The organism is Streptomyces sp. NPDC043867, from assembly GCF_056435845.1.
Map to the genome: position 1 here is coordinate 321,329 of NZ_JBWKDS010000002.1, position 16,317 is coordinate 337,645.

13 protein-coding genes are annotated in these 16,317 nt (G+C 72.7%); 9 read left to right on the forward strand and 4 right to left on the reverse strand.

The window, feature by feature from the left end; all coding sequences use genetic code 11:
- The first annotated feature begins 248 nt into the window (after positions 1 to 248).
- Both AC069T_RS03295 and AC069T_RS03300 read left to right on the forward strand, forming a co-directional pair.
- A complete protein-coding gene (locus tag AC069T_RS03295; RefSeq protein WP_478781076.1) occupies positions 249 to 1,100 on the forward strand; it encodes a hypothetical protein in 852 nt (283 codons plus the stop codon).
- Between the two features lie 208 nt (positions 1,101 to 1,308).
- On the forward strand, positions 1,309 to 2,697 hold the full coding sequence (locus tag AC069T_RS03300) for a tannase/feruloyl esterase family alpha/beta hydrolase (protein ID WP_478781077.1): 1,389 nt from the start codon (positions 1,309 to 1,311) through the stop codon (positions 2,695 to 2,697).
- A 4-nt stretch (positions 2,698 to 2,701) separates the two neighbouring features.
- Here the strand turns inward: AC069T_RS03300 and AC069T_RS03305 are convergent, their stop codons facing one another.
- Positions 2,702 to 2,899, reverse strand: coding sequence for a hypothetical protein (locus AC069T_RS03305; protein WP_355782941.1), 198 nt, complete (start codon positions 2,897 to 2,899; stop codon positions 2,702 to 2,704).
- A gap of 395 nt (positions 2,900 to 3,294) precedes the next feature.
- Here AC069T_RS03305 and AC069T_RS03310 point away from each other — a divergent pair, with 395 nt between their 5' ends.
- Complete coding sequence (locus AC069T_RS03310) at positions 3,295 to 6,162, forward strand: DEAD/DEAH box helicase (RefSeq protein ID WP_478781078.1); 2,868 nt, start codon at positions 3,295 to 3,297, stop codon at positions 6,160 to 6,162.
- On the forward strand, positions 6,159 to 7,418 hold the full coding sequence (locus AC069T_RS03315; RefSeq protein ID WP_478781079.1) for an SWF or SNF family helicase: 1,260 nt from the start codon (positions 6,159 to 6,161) through the stop codon (positions 7,416 to 7,418). The genes AC069T_RS03310 and AC069T_RS03315 overlap by 4 nt, the downstream gene beginning before the upstream one ends.
- 173 nt (positions 7,419 to 7,591) lie before the next feature.
- On the opposite strand, the gene AC069T_RS03320 is transcribed toward AC069T_RS03315, so the two are convergent.
- Both AC069T_RS03320 and xylA read right to left on the reverse strand, forming a co-directional pair.
- Positions 7,592 to 7,930, reverse strand: a complete 339-nt coding sequence (locus tag AC069T_RS03320; RefSeq protein WP_478781080.1) for a hypothetical protein — start codon at positions 7,928 to 7,930, stop codon at positions 7,592 to 7,594.
- Between the two features lie 428 nt (positions 7,931 to 8,358).
- The gene (gene xylA / locus AC069T_RS03325; RefSeq protein ID WP_478781081.1) at positions 8,359 to 9,525 is read right to left on the reverse strand and encodes a xylose isomerase; all 1,167 of its coding nucleotides are present in this window, start codon (positions 9,523 to 9,525) and stop codon (positions 8,359 to 8,361) included.
- Between the two features lie 165 nt (positions 9,526 to 9,690).
- Here xylA and xylB point away from each other — a divergent pair, with 165 nt between their 5' ends.
- Complete coding sequence (xylB, locus tag AC069T_RS03330) at positions 9,691 to 11,136, forward strand: xylulokinase (protein ID WP_478781082.1); 1,446 nt, start codon at positions 9,691 to 9,693, stop codon at positions 11,134 to 11,136.
- A 61-nt stretch (positions 11,137 to 11,197) separates the two neighbouring features.
- On the forward strand, positions 11,198 to 12,400 hold the full coding sequence (locus AC069T_RS03335) for an ROK family protein (RefSeq protein WP_478781083.1): 1,203 nt from the start codon (positions 11,198 to 11,200) through the stop codon (positions 12,398 to 12,400).
- A gap of 463 nt (positions 12,401 to 12,863) precedes the next feature.
- On the opposite strand, the gene AC069T_RS03340 is transcribed toward AC069T_RS03335, so the two are convergent.
- Positions 12,864 to 13,094, reverse strand: a complete 231-nt coding sequence (locus tag AC069T_RS03340) for a hypothetical protein (protein ID WP_478781084.1) — start codon at positions 13,092 to 13,094, stop codon at positions 12,864 to 12,866.
- 81 nt (positions 13,095 to 13,175) lie between these two features.
- On the opposite strand from AC069T_RS03340, the gene AC069T_RS03345 reads away from it, so the two are divergent.
- The 3 genes from AC069T_RS03345 to AC069T_RS03355 all read left to right on the forward strand — a co-directional run.
- Positions 13,176 to 14,189 carry an acetamidase/formamidase family protein gene (locus AC069T_RS03345; protein ID WP_478781085.1) on the forward strand — a complete coding sequence of 338 codons (1,014 nt, stop codon included), beginning with the start codon at positions 13,176 to 13,178 and terminating at the stop codon, positions 14,187 to 14,189.
- A gap of 193 nt (positions 14,190 to 14,382) precedes the next feature.
- The gene (locus AC069T_RS03350) at positions 14,383 to 14,982 is read left to right on the forward strand and encodes an N-acetylmuramoyl-L-alanine amidase (protein ID WP_478781086.1); all 600 of its coding nucleotides are present in this window, start codon (positions 14,383 to 14,385) and stop codon (positions 14,980 to 14,982) included.
- Positions 14,983 to 15,112: 130 nt separating this feature from the next.
- Positions 15,113 to 16,317, forward strand: a 1,205-nt coding sequence (locus AC069T_RS03355; protein WP_478781087.1) for a GAF domain-containing protein, incomplete at its 3' end; no start/stop codon positions are given.

Below are 16,317 nucleotides of genomic sequence, written 5' to 3' on the forward strand. Positions count from 1 at the left end.
ACTCTACGTGGAGTAGCCGCAGATGGACGATCAGCTACGTCGCCTCCGGGCCGGGAGCGCGTGGAGTCACCGCGGACGGTGGCGGGGTCGCCGCCGGGGCCGCCGGCCGTCCGGTCCCGGTGGGCCGGCGGTCGATTCGCCCCTGTCCAGCCGGATAACTGCAGCTCCGCGTGTTGCTTCCTCCTCGTGACAACCGGTCGGCCGTCGCATTAAGGTGCGCCGACGGACGAAGCGATGGGGAGGCTGGGATGGCCGGGACGGGCGAGGACGCCGTCGCCGCCGAGGACGACGACGCGCTCTACGTGCTGACTGCGGTGCTGCTGACGCCCGCGCAGTTCCCCAGCGTGCTGGGCGACGACTATCCGGAGGCCTGCGCGGCGCTCGATCTCGCGCCGCTCGCCGACGGGTACGGCCTTGTGCTGGGGCAGGACGGTGACGGCGCGCGCTGGACGGTCGTGGTCGACGACGTCTCACTGGTGGCGGTGGCCATCGCCTCGTGGGACTGCGGCATCGAGTACGAACTGTCGCCCGACGAGCGCTCGGTCGTCGCCGCGCTGCCCGGCTGGCCGCTCGCGGTGGCCGTGGCGGCCCCCGGTGTGCCCGCCCCGCACGATCCCGCGGCGGAGATCGCGGAGCGGCCTGCGCTGACGCCGCCGGACACCAGTACCTGGGGCCCCGCCCAGCGGCGTCTCGGCGCCGACGAGATCGCTCTGCAGTGGGCGGTCTGGCGCGAACAGATTCCCGAGGGGCAGTTCGTGGACCCGGACGGCGCGGAGGCGTCCGGTGAGGCTCCCGAGGCGGAGACGGCCGACGGCGGAGCCGAGAGCGGAGCCCGCAAGGGCATCCGGCGCGTCCTTGCCGAGGCGCACGCGTACGTGGAGACGCCGCCGCCGCTCGGCCGCGTCCGGTCGTCCTTCGCTCCGGGTGACGCCCGTACGCTGCGGGCCGACGGCCCCGGCTGGTCCATGGTGGCGAGGACCGACGACATCGCGTTCGTCCTTCTCGACGAGGAACCCGGAGAGGTGCTGCCGGTAGGCCGCGGTGCGCAGCTGCCCGGGCTTCTGGAGGCCCTGGACAAGATGGCGGTACGCCCGGCCTGAGCGCAGCGGCGGGAGCCCGGTGCGGCGCCGGGCGGCCAGAGCCCGCGTGTGCGGAGCGACCCGCCGTGGACGCGGCAGGAGTCTCTCGTGAGCTGCGTCCTCAGCCCCCACACTCAGCGTGCAACCCATGTGGTCCCCACCCATGGTCGGCCGTCGGGCGGGATCGCAGCATGGGGCAGCCCCAGCTCCCGTCCCCAGGAGGCCGGTCATGCGCCCGTCCCGTCGTGTTCCCCTGTTCGCCGCCACCGCGATGGCGCTGGCCCTCTCCGGTCCCGCGCCGGCGGATGCCGCGACGGCCCCCGGCACGCGGTGCGAGCGGCACGTGCCGGTACGCGTACCCACAGCCGCGTACCAGCAGCGCGCGTGTCTGGCGGACCTGACCACCGCCGGGCTCGCCGGAACCCCGTACACGGACCTGGCCGACCAGGCGGGGCTCACGGCGAAGGGCACGAAGAACCCCACGGGGGTGCCTGGAATGCAGATCGACGGCTACTTCCCGGACGGCTCGCGGTTCAACGCCACCCATGGCTGGCGTCACGACGCGCAGTTCGTGATCCGCCTCCCGGACCGCTGGAACGGCGGCCTCGTCGTCACGGGCGCCCCGGGCACGCGCAGGCAGTACGCCACGGACACTGCCATCTCCGACCAGGTACTGGCTCAGGGATACGCGTACGCGGCCACCGACAAGGGCAACAGCGGGCCTGACTTCTACCGTGACGGCAGCCGACCGGGGGACGCCGTCGCGGAGTGGAACCGGCGGACCACCCAGCTCACACGCGCCGCCCGAAAGGCGGTGGCCCAGCGCTACGGCCACGCCCCTCGCCGTACCTACATGACCGGGATCTCCAACGGCGGTTATCTCACGCGGTGGCAGCTGGAGAACCACCCGGAGCTGTACGACGGCGGAGTCGACTGGGAGGGGGCGCTGTGGACGACGGAGGGCCCCAGCCTCCTCACGTCGCTGCCGACCGCGGTGGCCAGAACGCTCGGCGCCGCGGATGACGACGACATGGAGGCTGTGGGCTTCGCGCCGGGCTCCGCCTTCCTGTGGCCCTACCACGAGCAGGCCTACTGGGGCGTGACGCAGAAGATCTACCGCGCGGAGTTCGACCCTTCGCACGACGCCGGGTGCCCGGGCGCGTCCGCGGGATCCACCGCCGAGCAGATCCTGGCGCCCTGCCCCTCCGACGCCACGTACGACTACGCGTCGCGCCCCGCGTCCGTGCACCGGGCCGTCGCGCGGGTGGCCCTGACCGGGCGGATCGGCCGACCGCTGATCACCCTGCACGGTGATCTCGACGCGCTGCTGCCCCGGACCGCGGACTCGGACGTGTACGCGCGCATGATCGACGACAGTGACCGGGGCGACCGGCACCGCTACTACGCCGTGGAGGGCGGGACGCATGTCGACGGGCTGTACGACACCTATCCCGACCGTCTGCGGCCGATCCTGCCCTGCTACCGCTCCGCGTTCCTCGCGCTGACCGCGTGGGTCGAGCGAAGGACACAGCCGCCCGCGGACCGGACCATCGGTCGGCCCGCGAACGGCGATGTGGTCAACTCCTGCTCGCTGGCGCCGGCCCGATCCCCTCGGTAGTGCCTCAGCGGCCGAGCTCCTTGCGGCCGGCCCGGCGCAGTCTGCGCCGCTGCGAGGGGTCGAGTGTCAGATAGGCGGCGGTGGGGATGCCCAGCACGATCAGGAAAGCGATCCACCAGGGCACTCCCACCGCGGGCAGCAGGATCAGCAGGACGATGCCGATCCCCACGCCCCCCGCGACGACCTTCGCGTTCTTCGACATGTGTGTCGCCTCCTCTGCGGCCACCGGCCGCTCTCTGTCGTGGAAACGGATCGGCGATCCCCGCGGTTCCGGAACGCGACCCTGATACATCCCTGAGGCGTGACCCCGAGTCTCCCCCGAGGGCCCCTGTGTCACTCGGCCCGTAGTGCCGCCCCGACTTCGCGCATGTGGCGCAGGGCCTCCCGATGGCAATAGTCCGCCGCGGTCCGCGCTCCGGGTCGGCCATCTCCTGCCCTTGTGGTCGGGCGCGAAGGCCCCAGCGCACTGCGGGTCCGGCCCAGGGTGCCGAGGGGCTGCCCGGACCGGAGGCGCAAAGTGACGTACGCCACCGTCGCACTCTCTCGGCGCTGAGCCCGAGTGCTGTACCCTCGGCGACTCCAACCCACTAGTCAAATTTGAGGAACGCGGTCATCGCCGAGCAGTCGATTCCTGCAGCAACTCCCTCCGAGGTCCTGGAACTGTCCCGCTGCTGCGCCGTTTTCGTCCCTGGGGAGCCGGCCCGTACCGGGCACGTCGCCTTCTGGCGGCCCGACGGCGACGCCCCACCGGTCGTCGCGTCCGGAGCTCTCGGGGACCTCACGATCGCCGTGCCCGGCTTGGAGCGGGCCGAGCTGGTGACCGTGCCCGCCGCCCTGCTGCCGGTGCGCGCCGCCCTCCCGGTGCTCACACGCGCGCGTGCCGTCCCGCAGGCACACCGGGCGACGGCGTTCTGGGGCGCGGCCTCGGTGTTCGCTCTCCAGCTCGCGGCGCGCGGCCTGTTGCTGCCCGGTCTGACCGCGGACGATCATGACGCATGGCGCGCGGGCCCGCTCCGCGCGCAGGACTTGGCGCGGGCGCGGGACCTGGCCGCCGCCATGCCGCCGGACGCACACGCGGTCCCGGTGGACGAGTGCGAGCCGCTGCGGCTGCCGGACCCCGAGCTGCTGCTGCGCGCCTTCCTCGACGCCGTCGCCGACGCCCTGCCGCGGTCCCCCGCGGCGCCGCTCGCGGCAGGCGGAACCGCCTTCGCGGCGCGGGAGCCCCAGCGCGTGCCGGAGCAGCGCGCCTGGGCCACCGCCGTGGCCGCCGGGCACGACGCCGGAGTGAGGATCTCGCTGCGCCTGGAGGTGCCCGGCCTCGCCTCCGCCGTGCAGGACGCGGCCCGCCTGCCCTTCCGCGCCGTGCTCCAGGTGCACAGTGCGAGCGACCCGGCGCTCGTCGCGGACGCCCCCGGCATCTGGGCCGGTTCCGAGTCGTTCGGCCCACGCGCGCGGATGGACACTCTGCTCGCCCTGCGCCGCGCCTCCCGGGCCTGGCCCCCGCTGGCCCCCCTGCTCTCGGCGGCCGTGCCCCACACCGTGGAACTGGCCGACGAGGAGGTCACGGAACTCCTCGGCGAGGGTGCCCGTGTGCTGGCGGCCGCCGGGGTCGACGTGCACTGGCCGAAGGAGCTGGCGCGCACACTCACCGCCCGCGCGGTCATCGGCCCGTCCGAGGAGGGCGCCGACCGGACCGAGTCGAACATGCCGTCCCTCCTGTCCGCCGACGCGCTGCTCACCTTCAACTGGCGGTTCTCGCTCGGGGATCAGCACCTCACCCGGCAGGAACTGGATCAGCTGGCCGAGGCGAGCCGGCCGGTGGTGCGACTGCGCGACCAGTGGGTCCTGGTCGACCCGCAGGAGGTTCGCCGCGCCAGCTCGCGGCAGGACCGCAAGATCACGCCCGTCGACGCGCTGAGCGCCGCCCTGACGGGCTCCGCGGAGGTCGACGGCCGCCGGGTCGAGGTCACGCCCACCGGCTGGCTGGCGACGCTGCGGGAACGGCTCGCGGACCCGGAGGCGCAGGACCCGGTCGGTCAGCCCGCCGCGCTCGCCGCGACGCTGCGGGACTATCAGCTCCGGGGTCTGAACTGGCTCGCCCGGATGACGTCTCTGGGCCTCGGCTGCTGTCTGGCCGACGACATGGGACTGGGCAAGACGATCACACTGATCGCCCTGCATCTGCATCGGCAGACCGACAAATCGACAGCAGGGCCCACACTCGTCGTCTGTCCGACGTCCCTGATGGGCAACTGGCAGCGCGAGATCGAGAGGTTCGCGCCCGGAGTGCCGGTGCGCCGCTTCCACGGCTCCCGCCGCGACCTCGACGACCTGGCGGACGGGGAGTTCGTCCTCACCACGTACGGCACGATGCGGCTCGACGCGCCGCGCCTCGCGGCGACACCGTGGGGCATGGTCGTCGCGGACGAGGCACAGCACGTGAAGAACCCCTACTCGGCGACGGCACGCGCGCTGCGCACGATCGGCGCACGCGCACGCGTGGCGCTCACCGGGACCCCGGTGGAGAACAACCTGTCGGAGCTGTGGGCGATCCTCGACTGGACGACTCCGGGGCTCCTCGGCCGGCTCGGCACCTTCCGCACCCGGTACGCGCGGGCGGTGGAGGGCGGTCAGGACCCCGCGGCGGGCGAGCGACTCGGCCGCCTCGTACGTCCGTTCCTGCTGCGGCGCCGGAAGTCGGACCCGGGCATCGCGCCGGAGCTCCCGCCCAAGACCGAGACCGATCGCGCCGTGTCCCTCACCAAGGAACAGACGGGGCTGTACGAGGCCGTAGTGCGGGAGACGCTGGCAGAGATCTCCGGCGCCGACAGCATGGCGCGGCGCGGTCTGATCGTGAAGCTGCTGACCGGTCTGAAGCAGATCTGCAATCACCCGGCGCAGTTCCTCAAGGAGGAGCAGCCGACGATCGCGGGCCGGTCCGGAAAACTGGAGCTGCTGGACGAGTTGCTCGACATCATCCTCTCCGAGGGGGCGAGCGTTCTGGTCTTCACCCAGTACGTACGGATGGCGCGCCTCATCGAGCGGCATCTGTCGGCGCGCGGTGTGCCGTCGCAGTTCCTGCACGGCGGCACACCCGTCGACGAGCGGGAGCGGATGGTGCAGCGCTTCCAGCGGGGTGAGTCCCCGGTCTTCCTGTTGTCGTTGAAGGCAGCGGGCACGGGCCTCAATCTGACGAGGGCGGAGCACGTCGTGCACTACGACCGCTGGTGGAACCCCGCCGTCGAGGCCCAGGCCACCGACCGCGCGTACCGCATCGGCCAGACCCGGCCGGTACAGGTGCACCGGCTCATCGCCGAGGGGACCATCGAGGACCGCATCGCCGAGATGCTTCTACGCAAGCGCGAGCTGGCCGACGCGGTGCTCGGCTCCGGCGAGTCCGCGCTGACGGAACTGACCGACACCGAACTGGCCGACCTGGTGGAACTGCGAGGGGGCACGCGATGACCGATCACGACATAGGGCGTACGTTCGAAGCGTTGCCGCCGGCTTCGGGGCGGGCCTTCGCCGGGACCTGGTGGGGCCGGGCCTGGCTGAAGGCGTTGGAGGACGCGGCTCTGGACTCGGTCCAGGTGAAGGCGGGACGCGGACTCGCGCGCGCGGGTGCTGTCGGAGCCGTGTCGGTACGCCCGGGACGCATCACCGCGGTGGTCCGGGACCGCGACCGCACCACGCATCGCGCGGACGTCCTGTTGCGGGAGCTGTCCCAGGAACAGTGGGGCCGCCTCCTCGGCATCGCCGTCGAACGGGCCGGTCACGTAGCCGCGTTGCTCGACGGGGTGATGCCAGCGGATCTGGTGGAGGACGGTGCGGCGGCCGGGATCGAACTCCTGCCGGGCCTCGGCGATCTGGAGGCGGAGTGCGACTGCGGCGCCTGGGACCACTGCCGGCACACGGCGGCTCTGTGCTACCAGATGGCGAGGCTGCTGGACCAGGATCCGTTCGTGCTGCTGTTGCTGCGGGGGCGCGGCGAGCGCGCGCTGCTGGACGAGCTCCAGGCGCGCACGACCGGGCCGGACGACGGACCTTCGTCGCACCAGGCCACTCTTGAGGGCGTGGACGCCGCGGAGGCCTACGCGGCCGGGGACATCCTGCCGCCCCTGCCCGGCCTACCCGAGCTTCCGGAGCAACCCGGCGGACCGCCGTCCCTGGACACCGAGGTGCCACCCGCGCCGGGCGTGCAGGCCGCCTCCCTCGAGTTCCTCGCCGCACAGGCCGCCGGGGAGGCGCTGAGCCTACTCCTGGACGCGCTCGGCCCCGGCCACCGGGAAAGGGCCATCAGCCGGGAACTGACGCTCTCCCAGGACGCCGTGCGGCTGGCCGCGGGCGGTCCGGAGGAGGAGATCGCCGTCCGGCTCGCCGAGGGGTCGGGGCGGGACCGGGAAGGGCTGGCACTCGCCGTCCGCGCCTGGAAGCACGGCGGTGTGGCGGGGCTGTCCGTCCTCGAGGACGGATGGGCCGTGGGCCCCGAGTCGCTCGCACGCGCGCGTGCCGCACTGGAGGCTGCCTGGGACGAGGGCGAGCGGCCGCGGCTGCATCGCTCGGGAAACCGCTGGACGGTGGCCGGCGCACCCGCCCAGCTGCGTCTGGGGCGGGACGGCCGGTGGTGGCCCTACCGCGAGGAGAAGGGACGCTGGGCCCCGGCCGGAGCGGCCTCCACGGACCCGGCAACCGCGTTGGAAGCCGTTCTGGGCGGCGACTGACAGACCGGCCGCCGAAGACGACGGGGTGGGCGGCGCCGATGCGGACGCACTCGGGCATCGCGACGACCGCCTCCGGGATCCTGACTGCCCCGGTCGGCCGGCGTTCCCCCGGGAGGACAGGACGTACGCGCGCGTGGAGGTCGAAGTGCGGCCCACGCGCGCGTGCGGTCACCTCAAAGGCCTTTCGAGTGGCCCTTCTTGAGCATGTAGGGCGGCACTTCGTCGCCCGCCGGGCCCGCGAAGAGCGATTCGAGGTCACTCGGCAGTCCGCTCGGCAGCCCGCTGGGAAGGCCGGTCGGCAGTCCGCTGGGCAGCCCGGACGGCAGGTTCGACGGCAGTCCCGAAGGCAGCCCCGTGGGCAACGTCGACGGCAGACTCAGCGAGGGGGTGGGCCCACGGCTCGTGTTCCTGCCGTTCTCGGTGGGGGACTTCTCGTCCGACGACTCGCCTCCCCCCTTGACCACCAGGAGGACGGCCATGAGGACGCCCAGAGCCACCACCACGGCGACCACGAGAAAGAGCGTATGACGGCGCGGGCCCTGGCCGCCGGGCGGACCGGGAGGCGGCAGAGGCGGCACGCCCTCACCGCCGCCCTGCCCCGACGTCCAGTTCCCGCTGTTCGGCGGCGGGCCGTAGCCTCGGGCGCCGTACCCTCCCCCTCCGGGCGGTGTCCCGGGAGCCTCCGGAGGCGGACCGAAGCCTCCGGGCGGCGGAGCGGATCCGGCGTTGTCCGGAGGCGGCGTGCCGTCTGGCGGCTGGGGCGGTAAGGGTGGCATGGCCATACCGCCCAGCGTCGCCTCGTACCGGCCACCGCGCGACCCCCGCGCGGGAGTTGATACGCACTCATGCCACGGACGGCACGGTTCCGGAGAATTCTCCACGCAGGCGGAGGGCAGAACCGACCTGCGCGGACGCGGGTCGGCTCAAGCTCCGGAGACGGTCAGCCCCGCGCCCCCAGCAGGTGGTCCATGGCCAGCTGGTCGAGTCGCTCGAAGGCCATCCCGCGTGCGGCGGCCGCCTCAACGTCGAAGTCCTCGAAGGACGCCCGGTCGGCGAGGAGCCCGGTCAGACCGTCCGCCGCGGTGGGCTGCGCCAGCTCGTCCAGACGCGACGCCCGCAGTGCCTCCTGGACCTCGGGGTCGGCCCGGAAGGCGGCCGCCCGGTCGCGCAGGATGAGGTAGTTGCGCATGCAGCCCGCGGCGGAAGCCCACACACCGTCGAAGTCCTCGGTCCGCGGCGGCTTGAAGTCGAAGTGCTTCGGCCCCTCGTAACCGGCGGTCTCCAGGAGGTCCACCAGCCAGAAGGCGGACCGCAGATCGCCTGCTCCGAAGCGCAGGTCCTGGTCGTACTTGATACCGGACTGACCGTTCAGGTCGATGTGGAAGAGCTTGCCCGCCCACAGGGCCTGGGCGATGCCGTGCGGGAAGTTCAGGCCGGCCATCTGCTCGTGGCCCACCTCCGGGTTGACGCCGTACAGCTCCGGACGCTCAAGTCGCTCGATGAAGGCCAGGGCGTGCCCGACGGTGGGAAGCAGGATGTCTCCGCGCGGCTCGTTCGGCTTGGGCTCGATCGCGAAGCGCAGGTCGTACCCCTGGGAGGTCACGTACTCACCCAGGAGGTCGAAGGCCTCCTTCATCCGGTCGAGAGCGACGCGCACGTCCTTGGCCGCTCCCGACTCGGCACCCTCCCGGCCGCCCCAGGCGACGTAGGTCTGCGCTCCGAGCTCGACCGCCAGATCGACGTTGCGGATGGTCTTGCGCAAGGCGTAGCGGCGTACGTCACGGTCGTTGGCCGTGAAGGCGCCGTCCTTGAAGACGGGGTGCGTGAAGAGGTTGGTGGTGGCCATCGGCACGGTCAGGCCCGTCGCGTCGAGGGCCTGGCGGAAGCGCTTGATGTGCGACTCGCGCTCGGTGTCCGAAGACCCGAAGGGGATCAGGTCGTCGTCGTGGAAGGTGACTCCGTAGGCACCGAGCTCGGCCAGGCGCTGCACCGACTCGACCGGGTCCAGGGCACGCCGGGTGGCGTCGCCGAACGGGTCCCTTCCCTGCCAGCCGACGGTCCACAGGCCGAAGGTGAACCTGTCCTCGGGGGTGGGCTGGTAGTTCATGCCGCGGCTCCTTGCTGTGCTCCGACTATTTCGTCATGGCGCTTAACAAATTAGTATGCGAACGCATCTCTGGGAAGAGACGAATCGCGAAACCCGGTCACGAAGGTCCGGGGAGCCCCGCCCACAGGACAGATTCCGCGGAGCCGCGGAAGAGGGAGAAGCCCGATGTCAGCAGCCGAGGGTCCGCTCGTCGTGGGGGTGGACACGTCCACCCAGTCCACCAAAGCCCTGGTGGTCGACGCATCCACCGGACAGGTGGTGTCGAGCGGGCAGGCGCCGCACACCGTCTCCACCGGGGCGGGCCGCGAAAGCGATCCGAGGCAGTGGTGGGACGCGCTGAGGGAAGCGCTCCACCAGTGCGGGGACGCGGCGCACGAGGCGGCGGCGGTGTCGATCGGCGGACAGCAGCACGGCCTGGTCACCCTGGACGCAGCGGGCGACCCGGTGCGTCCGGCCCTCCTGTGGAACGACGTGCGCTCGGCACCGCAGGCCCGTCGGCTGGTCGAGGAGCTGGGCGGTCCGAAGGCTTGGGCCGAGCGGGCCGGAAGCGTTCCGGGGCCATCCTTCACAGTGACGAAATGGGCGTGGCTCGCCGAGCACGAGCCCGAGGCGGTCCGCGCGACGGCGGCCGTGCGGCTGCCGCACGACTACCTCACCGAACGCCTCACCGGCGAGGGCACGACGGATCGTGGCGACGCCTCCGGCACCGGGTGGTGGGCTTCCGCGACGGAGTCGTACGACGCGGAGGTCCTCGCACACATCGGACTGGATCCGGCGCTGCTCCCCCGCGTGGTACGCCCCGGCGAGGTGGCCGGAACCGTACGTGACACGGCCGACCTGCCCTTCTCCAGGGGCACCCTGGTCGCGGCCGGCACCGGCGACAACGCGGCCGCCGCGCTGGGACTCGGACTGCGCCCCGGTACGGCCGTACTCAGTCTCGGCACGTCCGGCACGGTGTACGCCGTCTCCACCCACCGCCCCGCCGACCCGACCGGCACCGTGGCGGGCTTCGCCGACGCACGCGGGGACTGGCTCCCCCTGGCCTGCACCCTCAACTGCACCCTCGCCGTCGACCGTGTCGCCGCCCTGCTGGGGCTCGACCGCGAGGCTGTCGAACCCGGTACGAGCGTGACGCTGCTGCCGTACCTGGACGGGGAGCGCACACCGGACCTGCCGCATGCTTCGGGCCTCCTGCACGGGCTGCGGCACGACACGACGGGTGGCCAGCTGCTGCAGGCCGCGTACGACGGCGCGGTCCACTCGCTGCTCGGGGCACTCGATCTGGTCCTCGACGCGGAAGCCGACCGTTCGGCGCCGCTGCTGCTCATCGGCGGAGGTGCGCGAGGGAAGGCCTGGCAGGAGACGGTGCGCCGGCTGTCGGGACGGCCCGTCCAGGTGCCCGAGGCCAGGGAACTGGTCGCGCTCGGTGCCGCGGCACAGGCGGCCGGACTGCTGACCGGCGAGGACCCGGCGGCCGTGGCCCGGCGCTGGAACACCGCCCGCGGCCCCGTGCTCGACGCCGTGGAACGGGACGAGGCGGCGCTGGCCAGGATCACCGGGGTACTCTCCGACGCGGCCCCGCTGCTGGAGCGGGAAGCCGACAAGCGCTGACGAGCGTCGGCCTGACCAGGGCAGCCCCGTGGGGACCGGCCGGACGAGGACTGACGGAGGCATGACCGCACCGCTGCACGAAGCCCATCCGGCCGGCCGGCGGCTCCCCGACACCCAGCAGGGCATGCGCCGCCGCAACCTCGCCCGCGTCATGCACACCGTCAGCGCCGAGGGACCGCTGTCCCGGGCAGCCGTCGCCTCACGCATCGGGCTCACCCGTGCGGCGGTGTCGACACTGGTGGACGAACTGATCCGTTCCGGGCTCCTGGAGGAACTCGGCCCGGAACGCCCGGGACGTGTCGGGCGTCCCGGCTCCGCGCTGGCCGTGAGCGGTCGCGGTCCCGCCGGCCTCGGGGCGGAGATCGGCGTCGACCATCTCGCGGTCTGCGCGGTGGATCTGCGCGGTGAGGTTCGGGCACGGGCCGTGCGGCACGGGGTGAACCGCGGCCGGTCGCCCGAGTCGGTGACCGCGGAACTGGGCGACCTGGTACGCCAGGTCGTCGCCCGGGCCGACAGCCAAGGACTGTGGCCCGCGGGCCTCGCGGTCGCCGTGCCGGGGCTGGTGGCCCGCGACGCCCGGACCGTGGTCCGTGCCCCCAACCTCGACTGGCACGACACGGACCTCGGCGCTCTGCTGCCCGAAGATCTGCCGCTGACCGTGGACAACGAGGCCAACTTCGGCGCCCTCGCCGAACTCTGGCTCGGCGAGGGAACCCCGCAGGACTTCCTCCACGTGTCGGCCGAGATCGGCATCGGCGGGGCGGTGGTCGTGGACGGGCGGCTGCTGCGCGGGACACGCGGCTTCGCCGGCGAGCTGGGGCACGTACCGGTCCGCCCGGAGGGCCCGGAATGCGTGTGCGGCGGGCGCGGCTGCCTGGAGCAGTACGCGGGTGAGGACGCCGTGCTGCGCGCGGCGGGCCTCGCTCCCGTCGAGGACCGCGTCGGACTGCTGGCCGGACGCGCCGCCGATGGCGACGAGGACGTACGGCGTGCCCTGCGCGGAGCGGGAACCGCGCTCGGCATCGCGCTGACCGGTGCCGTCAACCTCCTCGACCCGCAAACCGTGGTGCTGGGCGGCGCCCTGGCCCGGCTGGCGCCCTGGCTGCTGCCCTCGCTGGAAGGCGAGCTGACGCGGCGCACGACGGGCCCCGCCTGTGCGGTCACCGTCTCCCGCCTGGGGCCCGAGGGGCCTCTGCTCGGCGCCGCGCACTCGGTGGTACGGGCGGTGCTGGACGATCCGGCGGGTGCGGCGGCCCGCACGTAGCGGGTCCGGGCGCCGGCCAGTAGCGGGGCGTCGCTGGTCGATCCGCCGCCGGGTGGGGCGTCCCGCCGACTGTTGCGGCGGGACGCCGGGCTGTCCGGCGGTGCCCGGCCCCCGGCCACGCCACGGAGGGAGCCGCCGCCCCCGCTGGATGGCCCGACCGCCAGCCACACGACGGACGGAGCCGCCGGGCCATCCGGCAGTGGCCGCGGCTCCGTCCGCGGCGGTGGCGGACCGAGCGCCGAGGTGGGTCGCGGGACCGCCGCGGTCGACGATTCGGGCGGCATCCGTGGCCCGGTTGGCGCCCCACTCCCCCTTCTGGGTGACGGAGTTGTCCACAGCCGCGGAGTTGTCCACCGACGGACGCCGCTCTCTTCCTGCCCAACCGGCAGGCGCCGTACCGTGATTCACGCGAGGCGCAGCCGTCCTGACGACGGCAGTGCGAGCGTCACGACGGATCGGGGGGTCACATGTACCGCAGGCGCGAGTCGTTCTCACCGGTACGGCAGTTTCTGCTTCCCGTGCTGGGTATCGCCGTCTTCGTGCCGGCGCTGCTGACGCCGAAGGGCGTGTTGCCGGTCTTCGACTTCGTGTCCGAGCTGACCGCACCCGTGTCGTACTCGGGTCCGGTCGCCGGTGTCTGGATGATGACGGGAGTGTCGCTGAATGTCCTCGTGCGGCGCCGATCGGAACGCATAGCCGAACCAGCCCGTGCCCGTCTCGACGCGAGTCTGCCGTCCTGTTCCTCCGGCCTTCCCACGAACGGAGCTGTGCAGCCATGAGCGATCCCCGGATCCTGACAGTGCGGCCCCGGGCGGGCGAGTACGCGTGGACGTTCGGCGGCGCGCCGCCCGTGGCACGCATCGCTCCGGGCACCGTCCTCGACCTGTACACGGAGGACTGCTTCGCGGGCCGGGTGAGATCCGAGGAGGATCTGGTGTCGGAAGTGTGCGAGTTCCCGTTTCTGAATCCGCAGACCGGCCCCTTTCACGTGGAAGGGGCGGAGCCCGGCGACACGGTCGCCGTGCACTTCGTGTCGATCGAGCCGGCCCGGGACTGGGCGGCGTCCACGACGGTTCCACTGTTCGGTGCGCTCACCTCAACGCACACCACGGCCACGCTGCAGCCTCCGCTGCCGGAGACCGTCTGGATCTGGCAGCTCGACCGGGTGCGGCGCACAGCCCAGTTCACCGCACGCGACAGTGACATCGAGATCGAACTGCCCATGGACCCGATGCACGGCACCGTGGGGGTGGCTCCCGCCAACCTCGAAGTGCGCTCCGCGCTGGTCCCCGACGCGCACGGGGGAAACATGGACACCCCGGAGATGCGGGCGGGCGTCACCTGCTTCCTCGGGGTGAATGTCGAGGGTGCGCTGTTGAGTCTCGGGGACGGGCACGCCCGGCAGGGGGAGGGCGAGACCTGCGGTGTCGCCGTGGAGTGCGCGATGCACACCGTCGTGATCGTGGAGCTGTTGAAAGGGACGGCCACCCCGTGGCCGCGCATCGAGTCCGACACCCACATCATCTCGACCGGTTCCGCGCGTCCGTTGGAGGACGCGTTCCGAATATCCCAGCTCGACCTCGTGCAATGGCTGGTGCGTGACTACGGGTTCAGCGAGCTGGACGCCTACCAGTTCGCGACCCAGGCGGTCGAGTCGCCGCTGGCCAATGTCTGCGACACCAACTACACGTGCGTCGCCAAGCTTCGCAAGCAGTGGCTGCCCGAGCGGGAGGCGCACCGCGGACTGCACGCGCGACTGCGCGAAACGGCGACGACGCTCCTGAGCTGAGCCGCGCTCCCCCCTCCCCCGGCCCGCCCCGATCAGCACAACCGGCCCCGGCCTCGCCCGCGTCGACCCCCATCAGCACTACCGGCCCGAGCTCCCGGTCGGCACAGCTGGACCGGACCGCACCAGTGCCGACCCCGGTCGGCACAGCCCCACCTCACCCCAACCCGCCCCCCATCTGGAAAGGCAGGCACCGATGGAGCGAGCCAGACCGTTCCTCAGTCGGCGAAGGCTGCTGACGGGCGCAGCCCTCGCCGCCGTCCCCTACGCGTTAGTACCCGGCACGCAGGCCGGAGCCCAGGCCCAGGCCGTCGACTACCCGTCGGCCGAGTGGGTGCCGGCAAGCACGTCCAACCGCACCTCGTCCAGCCGCCCCACCAGCTACCCGCTCAACTACGTGATCATCCACGTCACACAGGAGACGTACCCCGACACGCTGTCCATCTTCCAGGACCCGCAGAAGAAGGTGTCCGCCCACTACGTCGTCCGGTCGGCCGACGGCCATGTCGCGCAGTGCGTCCGCGAGCGCGACATCGCCTGGCACGCCGGCAACTGGGACTACAACACGCGCAGCATCGGCATCGAGCACGAGGGCTGGGTCGACCAGCCTGCCTACTTCACCAACGCCCTGTACGAGCAGTCGGCGAAACTGACCGCGTCCATCTGCACCAGGTACGGCATCCCGAAGGACCGGTCGCACATCCTGGGCCATTACCAGGTGCCGGGCAGCGACCACACCGATCCGGGTCCGAACTGGGACTGGACCCGCTACATAAGGCTGGTCAACTTCGCCTGATGCGGGTTCCACGCGCGCTCGCCGTACGTCCCGTCCGACGACCGCCGCGAGGAGCACGGTCACGACGCTTGTCCGGGCAGGCACCGCGAGTGACGATGTGCTGAGCCGCATCGCCTTCCGGGAGGCCGAGTTGACCGATCCATGGGTGGCTCTGGAACCGGGTGCCGACCCCGTCGAGCGGATCCGGGCGCTGCACCGCGCCCATGAGATGTTCACGGAGGCCGGGACGGTGCCGCGGCCGGTGCGTTCCGTGGTCGCCGACTCGTGGCGGCGTTCGGTGCGGGCCGGGGTGGTTCCCGACGGCACCGCGAGCGTGGAGCTCACCGACGGTGACCTCGGCGCGCACCGGGCGGAGCATCCGCTGGCGCCGGTGATGCCGGTGATCCGCGAGTTGGTGGGCACCTTCGCCGCGGACGGCGAGCATCTGCTCGCGGTGTGCGACGCGCAGGGCAGGCTGCTGTGGGTGGAGGGCCATCCGTCGACGCGCCGGGAGGCGGACAGGATGAACTTCGTGCCCGGCGCGCGGTGGGCGGAGACCGCGGTCGGGACGAACGCGCCGGGCACGGCCGTTGCCGTCGACCGGCCGGTGCAGGTGTTCGCGGCCGAGCACTTCATCCGTCGCGTGCAGCCCTGGACGTGTGCGGCGGCACCGGTGCACGATCCGCGTACCGGCCGGGTGCTGGGCGCGGTGGACATCACCGGCGGCGACGGGCTCGCACATCCGCACAGTCTCGGGTTCGTCCAGGCGGTGGCACGTGCGGCCGAGTCCCAACTGGCGCTGCTCGCGCCGGTGCCGGACGCTGCCGACGCACTCGAGCTGTCCGCGCTCGGCCGGGACGAGGCGCTGCTGGTCCTGCCGGGCCGGCGCAGGATCAGGCTCAGCCGGCGGCACAGCGAGATCATGGTCCTGCTGTCCCGGCATCCGGAGGGCCTGACGGGCGACGAGTTGCTCTGCGCGCTGTACGAGGACGAGTCGGTGCCGCCGGTGACGCTGCGCGCCGAACTGGCCCGGCTGCGCCGCCTGCTGGCGCCGGGCGTGCTGGATTCCCGGCCCTACCGGCTCTCGCCGCCGGTCGAGTCCGATGCCGCTGTCGTCGAGCGCCGGCTGGGCGCGGGGGCGGTCGCTGCGGCGGCGGCCGCGTACACCGGCCCGCTGTTGCCGGCGTCGCAGGCACCTGCGGTGGCCCGGGTGAGGCGGCGGCTCGCCGACGGGCTGCGTGGGGGGGTGGTGGGGCGCCGCGACCCCTATCTTCTTGCGGAATGGGCGCACGCAACCCTGGGCGGGGGCGATCTCGTCGTTTGGGGGGCGCTGGCGGCGGTACGGCCGACAGTGAC

Bases quoted from the DNA above. Each gene is read 5' to 3' on its own strand.
- AC069T_RS03300 (WP_478781077.1), top strand. From the start codon at position 1,309: ATGCGCCCGTCCCGTCGTGTTCCCCTGTTCGCCGCCACCGCGATGGCG.
- AC069T_RS03305 (WP_355782941.1), bottom strand. From the start codon at position 2,899: ATGTCGAAGAACGCGAAGGTCGTCGCGGGGGGCGTGGGGATCGGCATC.
- AC069T_RS03335 (WP_478781083.1), top strand. From the start codon at position 11,198: ATGACCGCACCGCTGCACGAAGCCCATCCGGCCGGCCGGCGGCTCCCC.
- xylB (WP_478781082.1), top strand. From the start codon at position 9,691: ATGTCAGCAGCCGAGGGTCCGCTCGTCGTGGGGGTGGACACGTCCACC.
- AC069T_RS03295 (WP_478781076.1), top strand. From the start codon at position 249: ATGGCCGGGACGGGCGAGGACGCCGTCGCCGCCGAGGACGACGACGCG.
- AC069T_RS03345 (WP_478781085.1), top strand. From the start codon at position 13,176: ATGAGCGATCCCCGGATCCTGACAGTGCGGCCCCGGGCGGGCGAGTAC.
- AC069T_RS03350 (WP_478781086.1), top strand. From the start codon at position 14,383: ATGGAGCGAGCCAGACCGTTCCTCAGTCGGCGAAGGCTGCTGACGGGC.
- AC069T_RS03315 (WP_478781079.1), top strand. From the start codon at position 6,159: ATGACCGATCACGACATAGGGCGTACGTTCGAAGCGTTGCCGCCGGCT.
- xylA (WP_478781081.1), bottom strand. From the start codon at position 9,525: ATGAACTACCAGCCCACCCCCGAGGACAGGTTCACCTTCGGCCTGTGG.
- AC069T_RS03340 (WP_478781084.1), bottom strand. From the start codon at position 13,094: ATGCGTTCCGATCGGCGCCGCACGAGGACATTCAGCGACACTCCCGTC.